The sequence below is a fragment of the Pseudomonas sp. GW456-12-1-14-TSB6 genome (assembly GCF_059424205.1).
On record NZ_JBWKZE010000024.1, the window covers coordinates 13974 to 38556 of the forward strand.

Sequence of the window (24583 nt, forward strand, 5' to 3'; positions counted from 1 at the left end):
CAATCCGGACCGCCGCATGACCGACAGCTTCGTCACCCAGTGCCCGCATTGCCAAACCAGTTTCCGCGTCAGCCACGCTCAGTTGAGCGTGGCCCGCGGGGTGGTTCGTTGCGGCTCCTGCCTGCAAGTGTTCAATGCCGCCAAGCAATTGCTGGAGCAACACGCAGGCAAGGAAGCAGTCACGCCGGTGGCACCGTTGATCAGCGAGCCGGCGCCCGCCGACGCACCGGCCATCGTCGAAACGCCCGAACCGCGCGCCATCAGCCAGAAGCAATGGAGCGCCGCCGAGCTGGATCTGGACAGCCTGGATCTGGACGAAGAGCTGGCCCGCCTCGAGCAACGGGAAATCCAGCCGACCACCGAGCTTGGCCGCCCACGCGAGGACGCCCTGAGCGCCCGCCGCGACAGCCACGAACCGGAAGATACGTCGTGGCCGGACAGCCTGTTCAGCGAACCGGCAGATGAGCGCTCCCCCGAAGTCGAAGATGAACCCGACGCCGTCGAGCCTGAACCCGTCCGACCGGAACGCACCGAACCCTCGCTGTCGCTGGAGCCGGTGGATCTCGACGACGAACCGCCGATCCCGCAACTGCGCTTGCACGATCCGATCGACCCGAATGCCCGCCGCGAACGTCTGTCAGCCAGCGATGACGTCGACGACGAACTGCCACTGATCGAACCTGCGCGCAAAAAACGCGAACGTGTCGAGTCCAGTGCTCGCGCCGAAGCCTTGCAGGATCTGACCGATGATCCGCTGCAACTGGACTGGCAAAAACGCCGCTCGCCCTGGGGCCGTCGCCTGCTCTGGCTGTTGCTCATCGTGCTGGCCGCCGCCGGCCTGGGCGGACAATACATCGCCTATCACTTCGACGAACTGGCGCGCCAGGATCAATACCGGCCGTGGTTCCAGCAACTCTGCCCGCAAGTCGGCTGCACGGTGCCGTCCAAGGTCGATATCGCCAAGATCAAGAGCAGCAACCTGGTGGTGCGCAGCCACCCGGAATTCAGCGGTGCGCTGGTGGTGGACGCGATCATTTATAACCGCGCGCCGTTCTCGCAGCCGTTTCCGCTGCTGGAGCTGCGCTTCGCTGACCTCAACGGTCACCTGATCGCCAGTCGTCGCTTCAAACCCGGCGAATACCTCAACGGCGACCTCGAAGGCATGGCGGAAATGCCGCCGCAGACCCCGATCCATATCGCTCTGGACATCCTTGACCCAGGCCCGAAAGCGGTGAACTACAGCCTGAGTTTCCACTCACCCGAGTGAAGCGCTTCACCGCTCCCGGATTGACGGCAATTTTCTGACTGCACACCGCACAACCAAACCGGCGGTAATAACAGAATAACTGTTCAGATTTTGTTCAATTCAGCCTTTATCCAGTCATCGAGAGCGGGTATCATGCCAACCCTTTTTCGAACTCTCATGATCCGGCCCCACTTCAGGGAAGTCCTATGTCGGCGGTACGCATCGGCCCATATACATTGCAGAACGGCTTGATCCTCGCCCCGATGGCGGGTGTCACCGACCAGCCCTTTCGTCAGCTGTGCAAGCGTCTGGGCGCAGGGCTTGTAGTCTCGGAAATGGTCACCAGTGACATGAGCCTGTGGAACACCCGCAAGTCGCGCATGCGCATGATCCACGAAGGTGATCCCGAGCCACGCTCGGTGCAAATCGCCGGTGGCGATGCGCAGATGCTGGCGGATGCGGCCCGGGCCAACGTCGAGCTGGGCGCACAGATTATTGATATCAACATGGGTTGCCCGGCGAAGAAGGTCTGCAACAAGGCCGCCGGCTCCGCGCTGTTGAAGGATGAGGCACTGGTTACCGAGATCCTGCATGCCGTCGTGGCGGCGGTTGATGTGCCGGTGACCCTGAAGATCCGCACCGGATGGGATCGCGACAACAAGAACGGCCTGACCGTGGCGAAGATCGCCGAACAGGCCGGGATCACGGCGCTGGCGGTGCATGGCCGCACCCGCGCCGACCTGTACACCGGCGAAGCCGAGTACGACACCATTGCCGCGATCAAGCAGGCGGTGTCGATTCCGGTCTTTGCCAACGGCGACATCGTATCGCCGGAAAAGGCCCGCTACGTGCTCGACGCGACCGGTGCCGATGGCCTGTTGATCGGCCGGGCTGCCCAGGGGCGGCCATGGATTTTTCGCGAGATCGAACACTTCCTGCGTACCGGCGAAAAACTGCCGGCGCCGGAGCTGATCGAGGTGGAACGCATTCTGCTTGAGCATCTGGCCGCCCTTCACGCCTTCTATGGGGACGTGATGGGTGTGCGAATTGCCCGCAAGCATGTGGGCTGGTATCTCGCAACCTTGCCGGGCGCCAGGGAATTTCGCGCCCACTTCAATCGTTTGGATGGTACGGAAACACAATGCGCCAACGTTCGGGAGTTCTTCGCCGAACGTTACAAGAGCCTGACAGGGGACGGAGAAGGGGTGGCCGCATGACGATGATGACCGAGACTTTAGTGAGTGGAACAACACCCGTGAGCGACAACGTGAATTTGAAACAGCACCTCAATACCCCGAGCGAAGAAGGCCAGACCCTTCGCGGGAGTGTCGAGAAGGCGCTGCACAATTATTTCGCCCACCTTGAGGGCGCGTCCGTCACGGACGTGTACAACCTGGTGCTCTCCGAAGTCGAGGCTCCCCTGCTCGAAAGCGTGATGAACTACGTCAAGGGCAACCAGACCAAGGCCAGCGAGCTGCTCGGACTGAACCGCGGCACGCTGCGCAAGAAACTCAAGCAGTACGATCTGCTGTAAGCATTCAATCAAACCAGAAAGGCGCCCGCGTAAAACCGGTCGCCTTTTTTGCTGACTTCCCTTGCTTTTGATGGAAATTGAGATGACCGACCAGACTACCCGCCTGCCGATCCGCCGCGCCTTGATCAGTGTTTCCGACAAGACCGGGATCCTCGAATTCGCCAGGGAGCTGGAAGCCCTGGGCGTGGAAATCCTTTCCACCGGCGGGACCTTCAAACTGCTGCAGGACAACGGCGTGGCCGCAGTGGAAGTCGCGGATTACACCGGTTTCGCAGAGATGATGGACGGTCGGGTGAAAACCCTGCACCCGAAAATCCACGGCGGGATCCTCGGTCGTCGCGGTATCGACGACGCGATCATGAACGAGCACGGCATCAAGCCGATCGATCTGGTGGCGGTCAACCTGTACCCGTTCGAAGCCACCATCAGCAAGCCGGGCTGCGACCTGCCGACCGCCATCGAGAACATCGACATCGGCGGCCCGACCATGGTCCGTTCGGCGGCGAAAAACCACAAAGACGTGGCCATCGTGGTGAATGCCAGCGACTACGCCACCGTCCTGGAAAACCTCAAGGCCGGTGGCCTGACCTACGCTCAGCGTTTCGACCTGATGCTCAAGGCGTTCGAACACACCGCCGCCTACGACGGCATGATCGCCAACTACATGGGCACCGTGAACCAGGCTGCCGAAACCCTGAGCACTGAAGGTCGCAGCGAATTCCCGCGCACCTTCAACAGCCAGTTCATCAAGGCTCAGGAAATGCGTTACGGCGAGAACCCGCACCAGAGCGCGGCGTTCTACGTTGAAGCCAAGCCTGCCGAAGTCGGCATCGCCACCGCCACCCAGTTGCAAGGCAAGGAACTGTCGTACAACAACGTGGCCGACACCGACGCCGCGCTGGAATGCGTGAAGAGCTTCGTCAAACCGGCCTGCGTGATCGTCAAGCACGCCAACCCGTGCGGCGTGGCCGTGAGCCCGGACGCCGAAGGCGGCATCCGTCAGGCCTACGAACTGGCCTACGCCACTGACACCGAATCGGCGTTCGGCGGCATCATCGCCTTCAACCGTGAACTGGATGCCGAGACCGCCAAGGCGATCGTCGAGCGTCAGTTCGTTGAAGTGATCATCGCACCAAGCGTCAGCGAAGAAGCCCGCGCCATCGTTGCTGCCAAAGCCAACGTACGCCTGCTGGCCTGCGGCGAGTGGTCGGCCGATCGCGTTCCGGCCTGGGACTACAAGCGCGTCAACGGCGGCCTGCTGGTACAGAGCCGCGACATCGGCATGATCGGCGCCGACGACCTGAAAGTGGTGACCAAACGCGCCCCGACCGAACAGGAAGTCCACGACCTGATCTTCGCCTGGAAAGTGGCCAAATTCGTCAAATCCAATGCCATCGTCTACGCCAAGAACCGTCAGACCATCGGTGTCGGCGCCGGCCAGATGAGCCGCGTGAACTCGGCGCGTATCGCCGCAATCAAGGCTGAGCACGCTGGTCTGCAAGTGGCCGGTTCGGTAATGGCATCCGATGCATTCTTCCCGTTCCGCGACGGTCTGGACAACGCGGCCAAGGTCGGTATCACGGCAGTGATCCAGCCGGGTGGCTCGATGCGTGATGCTGAAGTGATTGCTGCTGCTGATGAGGCCGGCATCGCGATGGTGTTCACGGGAATGCGTCATTTCCGTCACTGATACACGGCAGCTACAAGCCTCAAGCTGCAAGCTGCAAGAAAGAGCAGTCAGGTATCGCTCCTTCTTGCAGTTGCAGCCTCATTAATTCAGAGCCATAAGCTGTAATCGAGAGTCACACACTCGCTCTTGCTTGCAGCTTGTAGCTTGCAGCTTTCTCCGAAGGAGTCTCTCTTTGAACGTTTTGATCATTGGCAGCGGTGGCCGCGAACACGCCCTGGCCTGGAAAGTGGCTCAGGATCCGCGAGTGCAGAAGGTTTTCGTCGCACCGGGCAACGCCGGCACCGCGATTGAAGCCAAGTGCGAGAACGTCGCCATCGATGTGCTGGCCCTCGAGCAGCTCGCTGACTTCGCCGAGAAAAACGTTTCCCTGACTATCGTCGGTCCGGAAGTGCCATTGGTGGCCGGCGTCGTCGACCTGTTCCGCTCCCGTGGCCTGAACTGCTTCGGTCCGACCGCCGGCGCCGCGCAGCTGGAAGGCTCGAAAGCCTTCACCAAGGATTTCCTGGCACGCCACAAGATCCCGACCGCCGACTACCAGAACTTCACCGAGATCGAGCCGGCCCTGGCTTATCTGCGTGAAAAAGGCGCACCGATCGTGATCAAGGCCGACGGCCTGGCCGCCGGTAAAGGCGTGATTGTTGCCATGACCCTGGCCGAAGCCGAAGACGCCGTGCGCGACATGCTCGCCGGCAATTCCTTTGGCGACGCCGGTTCACGCGTTGTCATCGAAGAATTCCTCGACGGCGAAGAAGCCAGCTTCATCGTCATGGTCGACGGCAAGAACGTTCTGCCGATGGCCACCAGCCAGGACCACAAACGCGTCGGCGACGGCGACAGCGGTCCGAACACCGGCGGCATGGGTGCTTACTCCCCTGCACCGGTGGTCACCGCCGACGTGCACCAGCGCGTGATGGACCAGGTGATCTGGCCGACCGTGCGCGGCATGGCCGACGAAGGCAACGTCTACACCGGTTTCCTGTACGCCGGTCTGATGATCGACAAGGCCGGCAATCCGAAGGTCATCGAGTTCAACTGCCGCTTCGGCGACCCGGAAACCCAACCGGTGATGCTGCGTCTGCAATCGAGCCTGGTATTGTTGGTCGAAGCCGCCCTGGCTCAGGCGCTGGACAAGGTTGAAGCGCAGTGGGATCCACGTCCGAGCGTCGGCATCGTGCTGGCCGCCGGCGGTTACCCGGGCGACTACGCCAAGGGCGCGCCGATCAACGGTCTGGACGCCGCCGCCGCACTGGAAGGCAAGGTCTTCCACGCCGGTACTGCGCTCAAGGACGGCAACGTCGTGACGGCCGGCGGTCGGGTGCTGTGCGCCACCGCCATGGGCGCCAGCGTCGGCGCCGCCCAGGAGCAGGCCTACAAACTGGCCAAGGCCATCGACTGGGAAGGCTGCTTCTACCGCACCGACATTGGCTACCGCGCCATTGCCCGTGAACGCGGTGAGTCTCAGTAATAAGCTACGCTGTGTTTCCGGCAGGGGCTCATCGCCCTTGCCGGACTGTTCCGACGCTGCGCATCGTTATATTCTGGCATCAACCTACGAAGGGATTTCGCCGTGCGCTGGCTCAGGATTGCCATAGGTTTCACCGTCACGCTGTTGACCTTGCTCTGCATGCTCCCGGCCCAGGCCGCGCAAGGCAGTGGCTGGTCGGTATTGCTTGACGATCAGGGCAACCTCCAGCTGAGCGACATCCGCTCCGCCCGCTACACCAATCAATTCAGCCCTATCGAGCTTGACCGCCTCACCGCGGCCGAACCCGATGGCGCCTTGTGGCTGCGCTTCAGGCTGGCGCCCGGCAAGCACGAACAAGTGCTGCGGATCTTCGCCCCCGACCTGTCGCACCTCAATCTGTATGTCCTCGACGGCGATCGCCTGATCGAGCAGCGCGACACCGGCACCACCCAGCCCCAGGTGGAACGACCGCTGCCCAGCAGCGATTTCATGCTGCCGCTGCCGCAAAGCGACAAACCCCTCGACGTCTACCTGCGACTGGTCTCCGATCACCAGTTGCGCCCGTACATCACCCTGCAATCGGCAGTGATGGCCGCGGCCAATCACAACCAGACGCTGATCTACGGCCTGCTGTTCGGCTGCCTTGCAATGCTGATCCTGCACAACCTGATCCGCTACGCCTACACCCGCTCGCGCAGCAGCCTGTGGCTGGCCATCTGTGAAGTGCTGCTGGGCCTGAGCCTGTTGCTGCTGCTCAACCTCGCCGGTCCGTGGCTGCCGAACTGGCACGCGATCCAGACCCCCGGCGCCTACCTGGCCCTGCTGCTGACCGCACCGGCCGGCCTGATGTTCGCCTACCGCTTTTTCGCCCCGCTCGGCCCGCATCCGCTGAACAAGCTGCTGATCGGCGACATTCTGTTCATCGTGATCTGCAGCCTGTTGCTGTTGTTCGTCAACACCCTGCCGCTGAACATCATTACCTATGCACTCGTCGCCCTGGCCGGCCTGAGCATGTTGCTGGTGGGTTCCTATCACTGGCAGAAAGGCTACCGCCCTGCCCGGCTGTTCGTCGCGGCGATGGTGGTGTTCAACATCGGCACGCTGATCATCCTCCCGGCCTTGCTGGGGCTGACCCTGGTGGCGCCGCAAGGCCTGATCATGACCCTGATGGGTTTCATCTGCATCAGTGGCCTGCTGATGAGCATCGCCCTCGGCGAACGTCAGCGCAGCATCACCGAAAGCCGTTTCAGCATCAGCCGTGACCTCGCCGCGAGCAACGCCGAGATCAATGCCAAGGCCGAATTCCTGGCCAAGATCAGCCACGAAATCCGCACGCCGATGAACGGCGTACTGGGCATGACCGAACTGCTGCTCGGCACGCCGCTGTCGGTCAAGCAACGCGACTACGTGCAGACCATCCACAGCGCCGGCAACGAACTGCTGACCCTGATCAACGAGATCCTCGACATCTCGCGGCTCGAGTCCGGGCAGATCGAACTGGACGATGTGCAGTTCGACCTCAACGCGCTGATCGACGATTGCCTGAGCATCTACCGCGCCAAGGCCGAACAGCAGAACGTCGAGCTGATCAGTTTCATCCAGCCGCAAGTGCCACGGGTCATCAGTGGTGATCCGACGCGCCTGCGCCAGACACTGCTGAGCCTGCTGGAAAACGCCCTGAAGAAAACCGAGGAAGGCGAAGTGCTGGTGGTGGTCGCCCTCGACGAACGCAGCGCCGGCCCACGCCTGCGCATTGCCGTGCAGGACAGCGGCCAGCCGATGGATCAGGAAGAGCGCGACGCGCTGATGCACGCCGAGTTGCACAGCAAGCATTTCCTGTCGGCCAACCGTCTGGGCGGCAACCTCGGGCTGGTGATCGCCCGCCAATTGATCCGTCTGATGCAGGGCGAGTTCGGCATCAAGAGCGGCGCCAGCCAGGGCAGTACGTTGTGGCTGACCCTGCCGCTGGACCCGGATCGCCTGGAGCACCCGACCTCGGACCTCGACAGCCCGCTGCAAGGCGCACGCGTGCTGGTGGTCGACGACAACGACACCTGCCGCAAGGTGCTGGTGCAGCAATGCAGCGCCTGGGGCCTGAACGTCAGCGCCGTGCCGTCGGGCAAGGAAGCGCTGGCCCTGCTGCGCACCAAGGCGCACCTGCGCGACTATTTCGACGTGGTTCTGCTGGACCAGAACATGCCCGGCATGACCGGCATGCAACTGGCCGCCAAGATCAAGGAAGACCCGAGCCTGAACCACGACATCCTGCTGATCATGCTCACCGGCATCAGCAATGCGCCAAGCAAGATCATTGCGCGCAATTCGGGGATCAAGCGCATCCTCGCCAAACCGGTGGCCGGCTACACGCTCAAGACCACGCTCGCCGACGAGCTCAACCAGCGCAACCGTGGCCAGGTGGTGTTCCAGCCGCAGCCGGCCAGCCCCGCAGCGCCGGTCAAGGTGCCGAGCGACTTCCGCATTCTGGTGGCCGAAGACAACACGATTTCCACCAAGGTCATCCGCGGCATGCTCGGCAAACTCAATCTGCAACCGGATACCGCCAGCAATGGCGAAGAAGCCTTGCAGGCGATGAAAGCCCAGCGCTACGACCTCGTGTTGATGGACTGCGAAATGCCGATCCTCGACGGCTTCTCCGCCACCCAGCAACTGCGGGCCTGGGAAGTCGGCAATCAGCGCATCCGCACGCCGATCGTGGCGCTGACCGCGCACATCCTCGCCGAACACAAGGAGCGCGCGCGCCAGGCCGGGATGGACGGGCACATGGCCAAACCGGTGGAGCTGTCGCAACTGCGTGAGCTGATCGAGCACTGGGTGGCCCAGCGTGATCAGCAGAACCGAGCGACGACGCAACCGTCGTGAGCCGACAGACACGATAGCGCCTGTTAGACTCCCCCGACTTTCCCCGCCAGCGAGCCCGCGCCATGCTCCACGTGTTATTCAGTGTTTACCTGAAGATGCTGGTGCTCTACAGCCCGTTCTTCGTGTTGTCCTGCTTCATCAGCCTGACCCGCGGTTATTCGCGCAAGGAACAACGCCGCCTGGCCTGGAAAGTGGCGGTTGCCACGCTGGTCTCGAGCGTGTTGCTGTATCTGTTCGGGCGGGTGATTTTCGATGTGTTCGGCATCACGGTGGATGCCTTCCGAATCGGTGCCGGCAGTGTGCTGTTCATTTCGGCGCTGGGCATGGCGCAGGGCAAGTCGGCCGTGCAGACCGACAACGTGCAGCAGGACGTGACGATCGTTCCGCTGACCATTCCGCTGACCGTCGGCCCCGGCACCATCGGTGCGCTATTGGTGATGGGCGTCAGCCAGCCACACTGGGACGACAAGCTGTTCGCGATCATGAGCATCGCCCTCGCCAGCTTCACGGTTGGCGTGGTGTTGTACCTGTCAAACCGCATCGAACGCATTCTCGGCGATCAGGGTTTGCAGATCGTCAGCCGCCTGATGGGGCTGTTCGTGTGCGCACTGGCAGCGCAGATCATTTTTACCGGGGTCAAAGGCTATCTGGTGCCTTGAACCCTGAAACGAAAAGACCGCCGACGGTAACGTCGGCGGTCTTTTTTCGTCAGTGCTCCCAATCCATCAACCGACAGGCTCGACGGTTTTCTTGCTTGCCTGATCGATCAAGCCTTTCAGCGTCACACTATCGCCTCCATCCTTGCGCGCCTTGAGCCAGCGCACCAGTGTCGACACCTGGCACGGACGCAGGCCTGTGACCTCCAGCACGGCATCACCACGCAAAGCCAGATCCTGCGCATCCGCATGGCGTACCAACACGCAATGTCCACTGTCCGGGTCGATCACAATCAGATGATCCTCGACTATCGCCACCTCCAGCCTCTGTGGATCGTCCAGCGTCAGGATCAAGCGGCTCATGACCTGCGGGCGGACACCCAGCGGATAACGACAGTCAACCACCAATGAGTCGAGTTTGCGCATGAGCGCCTCGGCCAGTACCCATTTCATCGAGCCACGCCCCACCCGCAGGACGAGCGTACGCACGTCGTCCGGAATCAGCGGCAGAGGATCGTACGCATCCACCTGCCCTTCGAGTACCAGCACGTCGCCCGTGCGCTCGACATAATCCAGTGGTTTGATCTGGCGCATGCTCGGATAGCCCTGAACGACTCGCTCCAGCGGCTCATGCAACACCAGATCGGTATGCCGTCGGGCGCCCAGCAGCTCGAAATCCACCGGGAGATCCACGGCAGGGATCCGGATCACCCGCGCACTGTCAGCGATATACCACTGCAAACTGGCATCCTGGGTCGCGAGCGAAATGAACGGGCGGTGGTCTTCGGTTTCCAGCAAGGCCTGCAGGTCGCTGATCAAATGCTCGCCATGGGCTGCCAGCCAATCGTGCTGTACTCCGCTGATCAATGGTGGCTCCAGGTACTGCAGTTGCAGCACCACCCCTTCCTGCGTTGTGCCCAAAAGGCCAGCACCGACAATCCGCACGTCGGTAAATCGCCACGCCGTCCATTGGCGCTCCGGCCTGGGCAGCATCCGGGCGTGCAACAATTGCGTCCCCTCTGCGAACGCCTGCTCAAGTTGCTGCGTATCGATAAAGGTCTGGCGCCAGATCTCGCCCCCCTCGGGTTCGAACAACCATGCCGACTGATTGTCCGGCGTCATACCGAGCAACCGAATCTGCGTCTGTGGCGCGTCACACAACAACACCCGGTTATCCACGTACCAGGCATGCAACCGCGCATCGCCGGTAGCGTTGGCAACCCCGACAATCGAGAATTGCTCGACAGCGTGCTGCCGGGCTACGGCTTCGAGCGCCAGCCACCAATGCCTGCGCCCCTTGAGCCATGGCTCGGCCAGACCCGCAAAACGCACGTTACCGTCAGTGCCGATTTCGAACGACAATCCGTCCTCGGTCCGTGCCTGATAACCGTTGTGCTCAGCCGTCACCTGCTTCAGGCGCTCGGGCTGCACCCAATCGTGCGACCATTGGCCCTGTCCCTGCGTCATGGTCAACTGAACCCGACACAACTTCTGGAATCGGCGGTCGTAGATGACAAATACATCGCTGTCATCGGCCAGCGGCAGCAACATCAATTCCTTCAGATTCTGGATCGAGTCCGGCCATCCGCGGTCACGGTGACGGCGCGGTACCGGGCGTATGATCAGATTGTCGCGGGTGCGAACCCAAGCCATGTCCCGGGCGTTCTCTTCAATCTTCCAGCAAATCGAAACGTAAGACGCGAGCTGCCAGTCAACCGTGGCATACCCTCTGTCAGTCAGAACCGGTTTGTGTTCCACCCAATCACCGAGCAACGGCGCCCAGTCAGTCAAAACCTTACGGTCATCGAGCAAGGCCTCGAAAGTCGGCTCGAGTTCACGGGTGATCGAGCTCAGCCACAGTTCACCCTTGTGGATCAGATAGTTCAGGCGCTCGATTGTGCCGTCCTGACGGGCATACTCCTGCACCACATGGACAACCCCCTGTTCATCGGCCTCCACACTGCGAATCGTGCTGAGACCCTCGAACCGGAACATCAAGCGATAGCGGTGGCTGAGCAGCCCTGTGTCGGCATCGACCTGGCAAATGTCGTATTCATTCGGATCATGGAAGAACACCGTGTCGCCAGTCACCAGCGACAACTGTTTGTCTTCGCTGAAGAACTCATCGTTGCGGATATACAGAATCCGATCCTCCGCGGCGTCGTACCAGGCATTGGTATAACGGGGTGCTTCGATGTTCTCGAATGGAATCAGGTAGTCGTGGATCGGTGTATAGCGCAACGCCAGTCGATGAGCCCGCGCCAGCGCATGCAGATGATCCTGCAGGATCTGGTCGTCCAGCCCTTTGGGCGCCTGCTCCTCGAGCAATTGCAACTCAAGCTGTTTGGTGCCTGCGATTCTGAAGATTCGGCCATTTTCGATCATCAGGGATATTTCCGGCGTGTTGACCGCCGTGACCTTGAACTGGCAACCCTTGATACTGAACTGCCCGTCGCTGCCGAACACAATATCCTTCTCGACGGCCCACGGTGCGGCAATGATCCAGCGGTCCTTCTGATTACCCAATGACGTCAGCTCGACGTTGACACCAGGGTTGAGCACCAGTGTGCATGTGTTTCCTCCACCCTGAATCCGGTAGCTGATCTGCTCATGCCAGGTTTTCGGAATCACCGGCACGATCAACTTTCGCGCCTGGGCGTCGAGTGTGACGCTGATCTGGGTCGGCCGGTAATCGGGATACATCCGATGGACGATGTAGTGGCTGGGAAACGAATAGAACGAAAAAAGAAAGAGCCACTGACCGTCCGCTTTTTTCTTTTCCAGACGCCGGGCAATATCAAAGCCCTTGTCGTGGCGCTGCGATGCAAATGGCAGGATCTGATACTCGTATCGGTAGCAGGTCATTGGCGTACACGGCAGGACAATGGCTTGCCCGGCCGGTGGTGCGAACTTCATTTCGGTCGGGTAGCCCAGTTCATTGCTCAGATGAATGGCTCGTGAGTAGTCGACCTCGAATTCCGGCACGCCGAAATGATCGCGCAATGGATACAGGCGGGTGCTGTCGAGCGAGAGCTTTCCGGTGCCCAGATCCACTGCATTGAAAATCAGAGACGGTCGTGGCAACCAGGCACCTTGCTCGCCGCTGTAGCGATATCCAGCCCCGTGATGAGCGTCCTCAAGCTCCGCAAAAAACAGTCCGACCGCTTTCGCTTCTTCGGCGATCGTTGCGAAGTTCTGCGCCAGCGCCGCCACGCCCACCGCCAGGCCACCCAGGATCACCCCCGCGCCCCCCAGCACCGCTGCCGCCGTTCCTGCTCCGGCAAGTGCGGCACCCAGTCCCGCACCGGTCAGGGCCAGGCTGCTGGCGTCAAAGGCCAACTGAGTAGAATAGGTAACCGTTTCGACATCGTTGCGGGCCGTCGCCACCTGATAAATATCGAATCCGACATTGGCCAGGCCCAGCACGGCACCGATACCCTCGTTGGCCACATGTCCGGCCACGGTACCGAAGGTGCTGCCGCTCAATGGCTCGAGAGCTTCGCCGACCACCTTTGCACTGGTGCGGGCGATCAGTTTTTCATCGCGCAACGCGGCTTGCACCAGGCTGATCAGACCTGCCACATCAACTGCGTTGCCATGCACCAGTTGCGCGTAATTGACGTAGGCGTGCCACTGCACAGCAGTGGTCATTGTGCGGTCTGCGCCTTCGCGCCCGCGCAATGCACTCATCAACGCCTGCACCGCAAAACCGGCATTCAGCGTATGCACTGCCGCAGCCTCGGTGGCGTCTGCCCCGATGTTCACCCTACGTTTGCCACCGAGCGCCGAGAACAGTTCCGTCAGATAGTTCCTGATCCGCAGCAGGCGATCATCCTGGCTGAGGACCGTGGCGACCACCTCGCCACTTTTCGGATCAATCATACTCACCCGATAGCTGCCCTCTGACGTCACTTCCAGCGAGTCGAACAACGGCACCAGAGGCGACACCGAGTCATGGCCCTCCTGCAAGCGTGAAGTGACGTCGGCAATCTGCTCGGCCCACCAGTCATTGTCCGCAGACAGCAAAGCTTTGCCCAGGCGCGGATTTTCCACCAGAGATTGGCCGTGAGCACTGTTCAGCCGCTGGCGGATGGATCTGAATGGCGTGTCCGGTAACGGCTCCTCCTTGAACAACTGATTCACCTTGGTGCCATTCGACAGGTCCACATCGGCAACTTTCTCACCCTGCACATCGAACAGATCGAACAACGGTCGGTCTGGTTTCCCGTACAGCGCGTAATGACGGGCTATGCCTGCAAGCCTGAAAAACCGATTCAGGGCCGTTTTGAAGGTCACCTGGTTGTCAAATTCGAACAGGCCGAAGTTCGGATCGTAGAAGTGGTAAATGTGTGCCACACCGTTGAAACTCCGCGCCACCAGCATCGAGTGGTTGTCCGAGTTGAGCATCAGGGTTCGGGTACCGGCGGACTCCTCGAGGGTAGCGACCACCCTGTCCATATCGACCCGCCCGAGCGCCGTGCCCACCTCTGCGACTTTCACCCCACGCAATTCCTCCAGCGCCCCCAGAAAGGCCCTCGAATCTGAGTGCTCCGGCTGCAGCACCGCCAGGTAAAACCGCTCGCGCAATTGTCGGGTCGAGCCCTCGCCCTGGGTGAGGGCAGCACTCATCGCCAATGCCAGTGGAAAACAGCGCCCCGCAGCCCTGTCACCCGGCCCGTGCATCAACAAATCCTGAGGCACCAGTTTTACGGTGCCAGCGTCGAACTGATCGAGCACCTGCTCCACCTTCAACTGGACCTGTTCGCGATGTTCCTGAATGGCCAGCCGTTGGATCTGTGCCACCTGACGCCCCCAGTCGGCCAGCGTCACAGCCTTGGCCAACGCGTCCTTCTTCAGACTCAGCGCATTGACCGAAAGCAACGAAAAGCCATCGTCGACACTCGCCATGGCCGTTACAAAGGCTGGCGCCAGGCGCCGATAGAGTTGCTGTTCGATCGCCGCATAGCGCCCGGACGTCCCACGCTCACTCAGGCTGTTGGTCAAATTGTCCATTGCACCGTTCAGTGCAGAAAAACTTTGATCATCCAGCGATTCGGCTCCCAGCAAAGCGCCTATCGTCAAACGCTGCAACGGACTGAGGTGCGCAAGCTGCCAGGTCCCCTTGCCAAGACCGATCAACAGTTCATCCAGCGCGAGCCCCTGAGTAGACTGAGTGCTCAAGGATGCGGGGGGCCGGAGGCGAATGTCCTGATTGCGGATGGCCTGACGATGCTCGAAGTTGAGCGGCAGCCTGTCGGCGAACACAACCTTGCCGTCCTGGCAGCTCATCATCGCCTTGGAAAAAGACTGTCCAAGGCGCTCGGCCATGCGTTGCAACAAGTCGGTATTGAGCACATGACGCCCCTCGATAACTGGCCAGCCCAGCTCGAATTCGAGGGTCGTGTGTTTCAGCAACTCGTCGATGTCGCCTGCATAGCGGGTTTTGTATTGGCCGTCATGCCAACGTTGTTTTTCATTTTTTACCCACTGATCGAGATCGCTTTCGTTGTCTTTCCAGGAGTGATCCTGTTCCTCCTCGCTCGAACGAGTGACCACACCTCCCGGTTCGATGCCCACCTCATTATGTAAAGCGGCGGCCTCACTGGGCGTGAAATGAGCCCGCTCATAGTCCTGCATACCCCGGCGCATAGCCCCTGGACCGGTCAGGAAAATCGTTACCTCTTTTTTCGGACGGATACCGTCGCTGTGATACTCGGCGATAGAGACCGCCAACCGATACATTGCCGACTCTTGCATGTTAGGCAATGCGCTTAAAGGCCCGAGTCGGCGCTCGATCTCGACAATCGCCAGCTCGTAGTTGGCATCGGTGTCTCCTGGTGCTGAACCTTTGGCCGCTGCGGCCATGTCTACCGAGTCGATCACTGCATAGTTAAAGCCCAGGCACTCCTTCACTGACTGCAGCATCGGCGCACCCGGATGAGCCATCAGATAAGCGTTGGTCACTGAACCCATTTCAGCCACGGCACGCAGCATGTAGGGGCGTGCCAACAGGTCGCTCGGTGCCTGGAAGACTTGACTCAAATCCGGCGCGCTTTTGGCAAAAGACTCCAGCGCTGCACGATGTTCCTCGGGGATGTAGTGGCCATAATTCTTGTAACGACTGCGCAATGCCTGACGTCCGGGCATCCAGTGTGGGTTGTGATCCAACAGCAGTTGAGTGATGCCAAGCTCGGCATTCGTGCCGAGCTTGCTGATATCCACCCCCCCCAACACCTTCAACAACGGCGGAAGATTGTCGACGTCCGAATATATTCCGCCTTCTGGCTCCAGTACCTCTAGCCGCACAACATCGGAACCGGCGGCCAGATTGCCGCGCAAGCGCATTTCCCGATCGTAAATGTCTTGCAATTGCATAGGTTGCGAGGCGCCGGCCAAATCGCGCAACTGCAAATCGCCACCTGCCACCGCCTGCAGGCTCTGCAAATTGCGCTCTTTAAGAGATTGCAGATCCTTTTCCTGCTGACCATACGCTTTGCTCAACAATTGCACCCTGGCAGTGTCGGCAGACATACCGCTTTCAACGGCCTCATTGACATGAGCAAACATTTGCTGTTTCAGAACAATGGCTCGAGTTACATATGCCTCTCCGAGCCTCTCTTCCGTGGTGCTGTCAACTCCACCATGCTGCATTGCATGCACTTTGGCGGCTTCGACAATAAGGCGAGTAGTCTGATGGACAAGCATTGCATCACTGTCATACCAGAGATTGATTTTATACCCCTGCCCGACCAGTACTTGCTTCCAGAGATTAATGTAATCGCGTTGAATCTCGCCAATGCCTCCACCCAACCACACAAAGTGCAAAATCTTCGGCACTTGCGTCGCCGGTGCATTAACTTTCTCGACACTGGAAAGAATATTAGACTGAAAGTTTGCAAGCTTTTCTTTTATTTGTGAAAGTGTCAGGGGCGAATCCGAATCGGAATGGTTTGCCTCCTCTTGCTCCGTTTCGCGGCGCACGCGGTGCTTTTCCAGATCCTCCAGATCCTCCAGAGCCTGTTTGAACAGCGCCAGCGGATTTCGCAGCCGCGATGATTCAAGCAAAGCGCTGCAGGCAAAATAATAACGAATGGCAACATCATATTGCCGGGTGTTTTTGTACGGCAGCAGTGCTTGTTCAAGATCACTCAACTTGAACAAATTGACAAAATCCAAATATCCAACACTTGCAGCTTTAACTTTCGAATCTTGCATAAACAACCTTCCTTGAAATATTCAATGACCTGCACAAAAAAAACCATCGAACACAGAAAAACCTCGCCAGAAACATCCAGCTCATGGCAAATAAAAATCAATCCTCACAACTTCAGAACGGAAAACTAGTACAAAAAAATCTCACAAACAAACAGGAAGCCATTCAAAGAATTTCTACAGAAATATCCAACAACACCCATAGAGAAAATTTAACAATCATCAAGTACGAACACCTGCAACCCAGACAAAAACAGACAGGGCCGCGAACTTTTATTCGAGGCCCTGTTATTTATATCTATAAGCGGCTGCAACAACTGGCAACCACACCGTGATCAACTGACCGGCTTCTCACCATACCAACGCGGCGTATACACCCACTCTCCGCCCTCGGCGCGAGGGAAGGTGCAGGTGGTGGACGAACCAATCAGCACCATCGTACGCATGTCCACCTGCTCCGGTGTCAATGCGCCAAGGGTCGTCACCCGCAGCGTCTGCCCCGGACGACCAATATCACGGCCCAGCACCACCGGTGTTTGCGGCACACGGTGGTGCGCGACAATTTCCAGCGCGCGCCCCAACTGCCACGGACGGGCACGGGAGATCGGGTTGTAGAACGCCAATGCCAGATCCGCTTCGGCGGCCAGATCCAGACGTTTTTCGATGATCGACCACGGTTTGAGGTTGTCCGACAGCGACATCACGCAGAAGTCGTGGCCCAGGGGTGCACCGGCCTGAGCAGCGGTAGCAAGTGAAGCGGATACACCCGGCAGGATTTCCAGATCGACGCTGTGCCACGCCGGATCCGTCGACTCGTGCAACGCTTCGAGCACCGCCGCCGCCATGGCGAACACGCCCGGATCGCCGGACGAAACCACAATCACCGAACGACCCTGAGCGGCCAGCCTGAAGGCGTGACGGGCACGCTGCATTTCTTCGCGGTTGTCGGTGCAATGCTGCACCTGATCGTCGCGGAACGGGCCGGCCATGCGCACGTAGGTTTCATAACCCAGAACATCGGTGGCGCGGGCCAGTTCGGCTTTCACCGCCGGCACCATCAGCTCTGCCGCGCCCGGGCCGAGGCCGATGACGGCCAGACGTCCGCGTGGACGGCCGACCTGCGAAACATCCAGCGGCTGTTCGGCCACGGCGATGGCAATGTCGCGGGATGTTGTGATGATTCGAGCGTCGGGGACTGCATCGCGAACCAGCTCACCGATGTCACTCACCGGCGCCACAAAGCGCAACGGCACAGCCAGTTCAAGCGCGGCTTCACGCAACGCCGGACTGGCCATCTGAGTATCAGCCGCCACCAGACAGGCCAGCGATTGAATCGCTACACCGGCCTGCTGCAACGCATCGCGAATCGCATCCGGCAGACCGGCCACATCGGCAGCGACCGCCACCGCCACACTGCGTGGATAAATCAGCAACTCACTGGCGCTCGCCGCGCGGGCATCGCTGCCCACATGAATCGAGCGCTGCGCCTGTGGATCTTCCGGCAGTTGCGCCTGCTCAAGCCACGGCGCGGCACCGTCGATGCGCACGCTGTGGCCGGCGAGCAGATCGGACACGAAGCGTTTGCCCTGCTCCAGATCGCCAAGGGCATAACCGCCGGGAGGATTGAGCAGGCAAGTGCCGAAACGCAACTCGCCGCTGGTGGTGATCGCCGCTGCCACTTCAAGTGCAGCCGCAATCTCGCGGGCCATGACATTCACCCCGCCCAGGCCACCGAGCAGCGGCACCACGGCGCTGCCGTCTTCCGCCACGGCGAGCACCGGTGGTTCGGCGCCTTTCTCCAGCAACAGCGGCGCCAGCGTGCGGATGACAATGCCTGCCGCGCACAGGGCAATGATCGGCGTGTCCTGTTGATACAGCTCGCGCAGGGTTGCGCCGAACTCGCTGTAAGTCAGGTCGGCGCCTTCGACGCGCCCATTGAGCCCGTGAATCTTTGCGCCCGGATAGACCTGCTGAAGGCGACGGGCCGTGGCCAGCGCGCCCTGGCCGAGAATGACGATGGCCGGTGTGGAATGAGTCATCAGCCTTGCCACCGTTCGCCGGGCACAATGATCAGCGAGAAGTACGGCGACGACATCGGCTCGACCTCATCCAGTGGCACGATTTTCTGATTGACCATGGTCGCCCGCTCGACGTACAGCGCACGCTCGGCCAGGCCCAGCTCTGCCAACACGTCGCGCACTTTTGGAAAGTTGCGCCCCAGCTTCATGATCACCGCAGCGTCGGCATCGGCCAGACGGCGCTTGAGTTCATCGTGAGGCAGCACACCGGACAGCACCGACAGGCTCTGATTGCGATACACCAGCGGCGCGCCCAGCACCGAAGCGCCACCAAGCATCGAACAAACGCCCGGCACCACTTCGGCTTCGTAACGGCTGGCGAGGCGATCGTGCAGGTACATGTAGGAGCCGTAGAAGAACGGGTCACCTTCGCAGATCACTGCCACGTCGCGGCCGGCATCCAGATGCGCCGCCACTTCCTCTGCCGCGTCATCGTAGAAATCGCTGATCACTTGCTCGTAGGACAGCGGCGCCGGCAGCACTTCGGTGGTCACCGGGTACACCAGCGGCAGCAGGTTCTGCGCGTCCTGCAGGTGCGCTTCGATGATGCCGAAGGCGTTGCCCTTCTTGCCCTTGGCCACGAAGTACGCCACTACCGGCGATTCGCGCAGCAGGCGCAGGGCCTTGACGGTAATCAGTTCCGGATCACCGGGGCCGACGCCCAGGCCAATCAAACGTCCTTGAGCCTGCATCATTCGATCTCCGTGGCGAGAGCATTGACCGCAGCGGCGGCCATGGCGCTGCCGCCGAGGCGGCCCTGCATGATCACGAACGGCACGCCACGGCTGTTGGCGGCCAGTTCGGCCTTGGATTCGGCGGCGCCGACGAAGCCCACCGGGAAGCCGAGGATCAGCGCCGGTTTCGGGGCGCCGGCGTCGAGCATTTCCAGCAGATAGAACAGCGCTGTCGGCGCGTTGCCGATCACCACCACGCTGCCTTCCAGATGCGGACGCCACAGTTCCAGCGCGGCAGCGGAGCGGGTGTTGCCCAACTCACGCGCCAGCTCCGGCACGCTGTCATCGCGCAGGGTGCAGATCACTTGGTTGTTGGCCGGCAGGCGCGCACGGGTCACGCCCTCGGAAACCATCCGCGCATCGCACAGGATCGGCGCACCGGCGGCCAGCGCATCGCGCCCGGCCTTGCCGGCGCCTTCGGAGAATTGCAGCCCGTCGATGGCCTCGACCATGCCGCAGGCGTGGATCACCCGCACGGCGAGTTTTTCCAGGTCGGCCGGGATGCGAGCCAGGTTGGCCTCGCTGCGAATGATCGCGAAGGAGTTGCGATAGATCTCCTGACCGTCGCGGATGTAATCAAGCATCAAGGGGGCTCCGTGAGCGGGCGGCGAGCAGGGTCGCGGCCGCTTCGATAGTAAGGTTGTGAGCGTGCAGCGCGCCGAAACCGGGCAGCGCTGCATCGCGAAAATAGAGGTCGTAATGACCGGGGCCGACTGCCAGCAAAGTCACCACAGCCCGATGCGCGGCGGCGCAAGAGCGAGGGCAGCCGGACAGGTGCACATCCACGGCATGTGGCAACAGCGTAGCCAGCCGGCGGGCATCGTGTTTGGTGTCGGCCAGGCCTTTGCCGCAGCCTTTGGAGCCGGTGCAGGCGATCAGTTGCGCCAAGGGATCTTCGACATGGGTCAGCAGGTTCAGCTTGCTCAATTCGTCGAGCACTTGAACCGCATCGGCTTCCCGCACATCGGGCAACAACAGACTCTGCCAAGGGGTGAAACGCAGGGTGCCATCACCGAAGGTTCTGGCCAGTTGCGCGGCACCACGCAGCATGTCCGGATCAAGGCGGCCGAGCGCCGGTGCGGCACCGACATAGACCTGACCAGCCGATGGCTGAGGATGGATGCCGAGGTGCAAACCTTCCGGTCCGGCTTCGCGCTGCCAATCAGCGGCTGACTTCAGATTGATCCGCTGACCGAGCTTTTCCAGGAACACCGGCGCCGGGCATTCATCCAGTAGATGGCGCATTCGCGTCTGCTCCGGACGGGCCAGTTCGAGGAACAACTCCAGCACCGCGACCACCAGCGCATGTCCGTGCGCAAGCGCCACAGCCGCCAGCGGTCGATCCGTCGGACAACCCGCCAGGCCGAACGCCAGCAGCGTGTCGCCGCGATCTTCGAATGCCGACAACCACAGGTCATGGGGATGTTCGAGCATCGCCAGCGCTTCACCGCCATCCAGTTGCACGGCGAACTTGGGGCTCAACTCATGGAAGCGCGGATGGCTTTGCAGGGTCTCGAGGATCTGCCCGGCCAATGGACGGGTATCGAAGCGCATCTGTCGGTCAATGCCGGCGGCGGGGCTGAGCATCAGGTTGCGCACATCGTCGCCCGCTGCGGTTCGCGGCCCGAGACCGGCGGCCAGCAGGCTGTCGATCAGCGCGGCGGACTGCTCGCCAATCCCGCGTATCTGCAGATTGCCCCGATTGGTCGCCTCGATCGCCCCGCCGGCAAACCCCTCGGCGGCATTGGCCACCGCATCGGCCTGATCGGCGGTGATCGAACCGCCATCGAGCTTGATCCGGCAGATACCGCCATCCAGCGCCTGGACGATACGCAGCAACCCCGGGCAGGCCGAGGGGCGTATGGCGTTGGACATCGGACGTTCGTTCAAGGGCTGGCAGCTCTGTGGGAAAGGCGCTTCGCGGGCGAAGGCGCGGTATTATGCCTGCTTTGTCCGACGGCATGAAAAGTCTGCCCGTCGGAACGGCGCGTTTGCGGACACTTTTTTGAGGGCTACAGATGTCACCCTGGCTGACAGTAGTAGGAATCGGTGAAGACGGCTTCAAGGGCCTGGGCAAGAATGCCCGGCGCGCCTTGATGGGCGCTTCGCGGATCATCGGCGGTCAGCGTCAACTGGAGCTGTTGCCGGTGTGCATCCGTGGCGAGCGCCAGTTGTGGCCGAGCCCGTTCTCCCTGGCCCCGGTTCTTGAGCGTCGCGGTGAAGCCGTGTGCGTGCTGGCCAGCGGTGATCCGATGTTCTACGGCGTTGGCGCAAGTCTGGCGCGGCAGGTGCCGGGGGCCGAAATGCTGATTTTGCCGGCGCCGTCTTCGTGCTCGCTGGCGGCCGCCCGACTAGGCTGGCCGTTGCAGGACGTCAGCGTGTTATCGCTGGTGGCTCGCCCTCTTGCGGCCCTCAATGCGCAACTGTTCAGCGGCGTGCGCCTGTTGCTGCTGAGCAATGACGGCCAGAGCCCGGCGGCGGTTGCCACGTTGCTGCGTGAACGCGGATTCGGCGCCAGTCGCCTGAGCGTCCTGGAGCATCTGGGCGGCAGCGCCGAACGCCGGATCGACAGCACCGCCAACGACTGGAACGATCCGCTCATTGCCGACCTCAACGTGATCGCCATCGAGTGCCTGGCCGATCCGCAGACACCACGCCTGTCGCGTCTCGCCGGCCTGCCGGACTCGGCCTTCGAGCACGACGGCCAACTGACCAAGCGCGACGTGCGCGCCATCACCCTCGCCCGTCTCGCCCCGACCCCGGGCGAACTGCTGTGGGACGTCGGCGCCGGCAGCGGTTCGATCGGCATCGAGTGGATGCGCGCTCACCCGAGCTGCCGCGCACTGGCCATCGAGGCTGACGACGGTCGCCAGCAATTGATTGAACACAACCGCGATGCGTTGGGCGTTCCTGGCCTGCAACTGATTCGCGGCAGCGCCCCGCAGGCGCTCGCCGGGCTGGAACGACCGGATGCGATTTTCATCGGCGGCGGCGTGACCCGCGAAGGGGTGCTCGACACCTGCTGGGAACACCTCAAACCCGGAGGCCGACTGGTGGCCAACGCCGTGACCCTGCAAAGTGAAATGACCTTGATGAGCTGGCGCGAACGCCACGGCGGCGAACTGACCCGCATCCACATCGCCCAGGCGCAACCGCTGGGCGAGTTCGACACCTGGCGCCAGGCCTTGCCGATCACCCTGCTCGATCTGGTCAAACCCCTCGATGCGTGACGAAACCGCTGAACAACCCGCGCCCCTGCGCAGCGGCCTGACTACCGGCAGCTGTGCCACGGCCACCAGCCTCGCCGCTGCCCGCCTGCTGCTCGGCGGCGTGGTGGCGGATGCCGTGCAGATCGTGTTGCCCAAGGGCAAGCAGGTGCAGATGCGTCTGGAGTTCTGCCGGCTGACCGAAGACGGCGCCGAAGCCGGAACCATCAAGGATGCGGGCGATGATCCGGACGTGACTCACGGCGCCCTGCTTTATTCGCGAGTGCGGCTGATGGCCGAGCCGGGAATCCGCTTCATTGCCGGCAAAGGCGTCGGCACCGTCACTCGGCCGGGGCTGGTGCTGGGCGTCGGCGAACCGGCGATCAACCCGGTGCCGCGCAAGATGATCAGCGATCACCTGACTTTGCTGGCCGAAGAAACCGGCTATCGCGGCGGCTTCGAGGTGACGGTCAATGTCGAGGGCGGCGAAGCCCTGGCGCTGAAAACCATGAACCCGCGTCTGGGCATTCTCGGCGGCCTGTCGATCCTCGGCACCAGCGGCATCGTCCGGCCGTTTTCCTGTGCGGCGTACATTGCCTCGATCCATCAAGGCATCGACGTGGCGAAAACCAACGGTTACCTGCACATCGCCGCCTGCACCGGCAACGCCAGTGAAGACACCATGCGCCAGGTCTACAACCTGCCGGAAATCGCCCTGATCGAAATGGGCGACTTCGTCGGCGCCGTGCTCAAGCACCTGCGCAAAGTGCCTGTGGATAAACTCAGCCTGTGCGGCGGCTTCGGCAAGATCAGCAAACTGGCGGCCGGGCACATGGACCTGCACTCGCGCCATTCGAGCATCGACTTGCCGCAACTGGCCGAATGGGCGGCGGCGATTGGTGCCGACGACGATTTGCAGCAAGCCATTCGCGGGGCGAACACCAGTCAGCAGGCATTGGCGATGGCCAGTGCGGCGGGCGTTGCGCTGGGCGATGAAGTCTGCCGCCATGCTTTGGAATTCGCCCGTAGCGTGGTGCCGGCGCGGGTGCAGGTCGAGGTGTTTGCGATTGATCGTCAGGGCGGCATCGTTGGCCATGCGGGAGCCTTTGAATGAAGCGAATCTTGTTGCTCGGCGGCGTGACTGAAGCGCTGGCCATCGCGCGCACGTTGGGACCGGAACACATTTACAGCCTGGCCGGCGTCGGCCGGGTGCCGACCGATCTGACGTGTCAGGTGCGCGTCGGCGGCTACGGTGGCGCCGAAGGTCTGGCGCAGTTCATTCGCGACGAAGGCATCACACTTTTACTCGACGCGACCCATCCCTACGCCGCGCAAATCAGCCGGAACGCAACCACCGCCGCGCAACTTACCGGCATCCCCTGCTGGGCCCTGCGCCGCCCCGCGTGGCAACCGCAACCGGGCGATGACTGGCGCGAAGTAGCCGACTGGGCCGAACTGATCACCGCCCTCGAACCCTTCCGCCGCCCCCTGTTCACCCTTGGCCGCGAACCGCTGCAACACCTCGACGAAATCCCTGTGCACCAGTTCTGGACCCTGCGCGCCCTCGACGTCTACCCCGGCAACGAACGCTGCGAAGTCATCGGCGCCCGTGGACCGTTTCTGCTGGAGGATGAACGGGCGTTGTTCGAGCGGCGGCAGATCGACGTGCTGATCAGCAAGAACAGCGGCAGCACCGCCACCGAGCCGAAACTGGACGTGGCGCGGGAGCTTGGGGTGCCGGTAATGGTGTTGAAGCGGCCGGTGTTGGTGGAGGTTAATCGGGAGTTTGCGACGGTTGATGACGTCATCTCGGCTCTTGAAAAACCTTGATCGGGACGGAGCTTTTCCTCTCGCGATAGCTTCAGTTGTTGATGCAAGTCCC

The 24583-nt window shown here is 61.5% G+C and carries 15 protein-coding genes; 10 read left to right on the forward strand and 5 right to left on the reverse strand.

Annotated elements, in window-relative coordinates; genetic code table 11:
• Nucleotides 1-16: 16 nt before the first annotated feature.
• From AC07Y2_RS20765 to AC07Y2_RS20795, 7 genes are all read left to right on the forward strand, one after another.
• Nucleotides 17-1267 (forward strand): DUF3426 domain-containing protein, encoded by a 1251-nt coding sequence (locus AC07Y2_RS20765; protein WP_074689686.1) that lies wholly within the window; start codon nt 17-19, stop codon nt 1265-1267.
• A gap of 185 nt (nt 1268-1452) precedes the next feature.
• Entirely contained in the window at nt 1453-2463 is a 1011-nt protein-coding gene (dusB, locus tag AC07Y2_RS20770; protein WP_007951027.1) for a tRNA dihydrouridine synthase DusB, read from the forward strand.
• Nucleotides 2460-2780, forward strand: coding sequence for a DNA-binding transcriptional regulator Fis (gene fis, locus AC07Y2_RS20775; protein ID WP_002555375.1), 321 nt, complete (start codon nt 2460-2462; stop codon nt 2778-2780). The genes dusB and fis overlap by 4 nt, the downstream gene beginning before the upstream one ends.
• Before the next feature lie 82 nt (nt 2781-2862).
• Nucleotides 2863-4470, forward strand: coding sequence for a bifunctional phosphoribosylaminoimidazolecarboxamide formyltransferase/IMP cyclohydrolase (purH, locus tag AC07Y2_RS20780; protein ID WP_074689684.1), 1608 nt, complete (start codon nt 2863-2865; stop codon nt 4468-4470).
• A gap of 172 nt (nt 4471-4642) precedes the next feature.
• Nucleotides 4643-5935, forward strand: coding sequence for a phosphoribosylamine--glycine ligase (gene purD, locus AC07Y2_RS20785; protein WP_085667753.1), 1293 nt, complete (start codon nt 4643-4645; stop codon nt 5933-5935).
• Nucleotides 5936-6037: 102 nt separating this feature from the next.
• Nucleotides 6038-8815, forward strand: a complete 2778-nt coding sequence (locus AC07Y2_RS20790) for a hybrid sensor histidine kinase/response regulator (protein WP_039772033.1) — start codon at nt 6038-6040, stop codon at nt 8813-8815.
• Between the two features lie 62 nt (nt 8816-8877).
• The gene (locus AC07Y2_RS20795) at nt 8878-9474 is read left to right on the forward strand and encodes a MarC family protein (protein WP_007951032.1); all 597 of its coding nucleotides are present in this window, start codon (nt 8878-8880) and stop codon (nt 9472-9474) included.
• A 66-nt stretch (nt 9475-9540) separates the two neighbouring features.
• Here the strand turns inward: AC07Y2_RS20795 and AC07Y2_RS20800 are convergent, their stop codons facing one another.
• From AC07Y2_RS20800 to cobG, 5 genes are all read right to left on the reverse strand, one after another.
• Nucleotides 9541-16686 (reverse strand): TcdA/TcdB pore-forming domain-containing protein, encoded by a 7146-nt coding sequence (locus AC07Y2_RS20800; RefSeq protein WP_103386786.1) that lies wholly within the window; start codon nt 16684-16686, stop codon nt 9541-9543.
• A gap of 332 nt (nt 16687-17018) precedes the next feature.
• A complete protein-coding gene (gene cobJ, locus AC07Y2_RS20805; protein ID WP_039772029.1) occupies nt 17019-18722 on the reverse strand; it encodes a precorrin-3B C(17)-methyltransferase in 1704 nt (567 codons plus the stop codon).
• Complete coding sequence (locus AC07Y2_RS20810; protein ID WP_103386785.1) at nt 18722-19456, reverse strand: precorrin-2 C(20)-methyltransferase; 735 nt, start codon at nt 19454-19456, stop codon at nt 18722-18724. Before AC07Y2_RS20810 ends, cobJ begins: the two co-directional genes overlap by 1 nt.
• On the reverse strand, nt 19453-20079 hold the full coding sequence (locus tag AC07Y2_RS20815; protein ID WP_011332253.1) for a precorrin-8X methylmutase: 627 nt from the start codon (nt 20077-20079) through the stop codon (nt 19453-19455). The genes AC07Y2_RS20810 and AC07Y2_RS20815 overlap by 4 nt, the downstream gene beginning before the upstream one ends.
• Complete coding sequence (cobG, locus tag AC07Y2_RS20820; RefSeq protein ID WP_103386784.1) at nt 20072-21370, reverse strand: precorrin-3B synthase; 1299 nt, start codon at nt 21368-21370, stop codon at nt 20072-20074. Before cobG ends, AC07Y2_RS20815 begins: the two co-directional genes overlap by 8 nt.
• A gap of 143 nt (nt 21371-21513) precedes the next feature.
• On the opposite strand from cobG, the gene cbiE reads away from it, so the two are divergent.
• The 3 genes from cbiE to AC07Y2_RS20835 are packed head-to-tail and all read left to right on the forward strand — an operon-like array spanning nt 21514 to nt 24531.
• A complete protein-coding gene (gene cbiE, locus AC07Y2_RS20825; protein ID WP_074689679.1) occupies nt 21514-22725 on the forward strand; it encodes a precorrin-6y C5,15-methyltransferase (decarboxylating) subunit CbiE in 1212 nt (403 codons plus the stop codon).
• Nucleotides 22718-23815 (forward strand): cobalt-precorrin-5B (C(1))-methyltransferase, encoded by a 1098-nt coding sequence (locus AC07Y2_RS20830; RefSeq protein WP_103386783.1) that lies wholly within the window; start codon nt 22718-22720, stop codon nt 23813-23815. Before cbiE ends, AC07Y2_RS20830 begins: the two co-directional genes overlap by 8 nt.
• Nucleotides 23812-24531: a cobalt-precorrin-6A reductase gene (locus tag AC07Y2_RS20835; protein ID WP_103386782.1), complete on the forward strand. Its 720-nt coding sequence runs from the start codon at nt 23812-23814 to the stop codon at nt 24529-24531. Before AC07Y2_RS20830 ends, AC07Y2_RS20835 begins: the two co-directional genes overlap by 4 nt.
• The last annotated feature ends 52 nt before the right edge of the window (nt 24532-24583 follow it).

What these genes read in the sequence shown, in the direction of transcription:
- AC07Y2_RS20830 (WP_103386783.1), top strand. Translation starts at nt 22,718, where the DNA reads ATGCGTGACGAAACCGCTGAACAACCCGCGCCCCTGCGCAGCGGCCTG.
- cobJ (WP_039772029.1), bottom strand. Translation starts at nt 18,722, where the DNA reads ATGACTCATTCCACACCGGCCATCGTCATTCTCGGCCAGGGCGCGCTG.
- purH (WP_074689684.1), top strand. Translation starts at nt 2,863, where the DNA reads ATGACCGACCAGACTACCCGCCTGCCGATCCGCCGCGCCTTGATCAGT.
- fis (WP_002555375.1), top strand. Translation starts at nt 2,460, where the DNA reads ATGACGATGATGACCGAGACTTTAGTGAGTGGAACAACACCCGTGAGC.
- AC07Y2_RS20765 (WP_074689686.1), top strand. Translation starts at nt 17, where the DNA reads ATGACCGACAGCTTCGTCACCCAGTGCCCGCATTGCCAAACCAGTTTC.
- dusB (WP_007951027.1), top strand. Translation starts at nt 1,453, where the DNA reads ATGTCGGCGGTACGCATCGGCCCATATACATTGCAGAACGGCTTGATC.
- AC07Y2_RS20835 (WP_103386782.1), top strand. Translation starts at nt 23,812, where the DNA reads ATGAAGCGAATCTTGTTGCTCGGCGGCGTGACTGAAGCGCTGGCCATC.
- AC07Y2_RS20815 (WP_011332253.1), bottom strand. Translation starts at nt 20,079, where the DNA reads ATGCTTGATTACATCCGCGACGGTCAGGAGATCTATCGCAACTCCTTC.
- cbiE (WP_074689679.1), top strand. Translation starts at nt 21,514, where the DNA reads ATGTCACCCTGGCTGACAGTAGTAGGAATCGGTGAAGACGGCTTCAAG.
- AC07Y2_RS20795 (WP_007951032.1), top strand. Translation starts at nt 8,878, where the DNA reads ATGCTCCACGTGTTATTCAGTGTTTACCTGAAGATGCTGGTGCTCTAC.
- cobG (WP_103386784.1), bottom strand. Translation starts at nt 21,370, where the DNA reads ATGTCCAACGCCATACGCCCCTCGGCCTGCCCGGGGTTGCTGCGTATC.
- AC07Y2_RS20800 (WP_103386786.1), bottom strand. Translation starts at nt 16,686, where the DNA reads ATGCAAGATTCGAAAGTTAAAGCTGCAAGTGTTGGATATTTGGATTTT.
- AC07Y2_RS20810 (WP_103386785.1), bottom strand. Translation starts at nt 19,456, where the DNA reads ATGATGCAGGCTCAAGGACGTTTGATTGGCCTGGGCGTCGGCCCCGGT.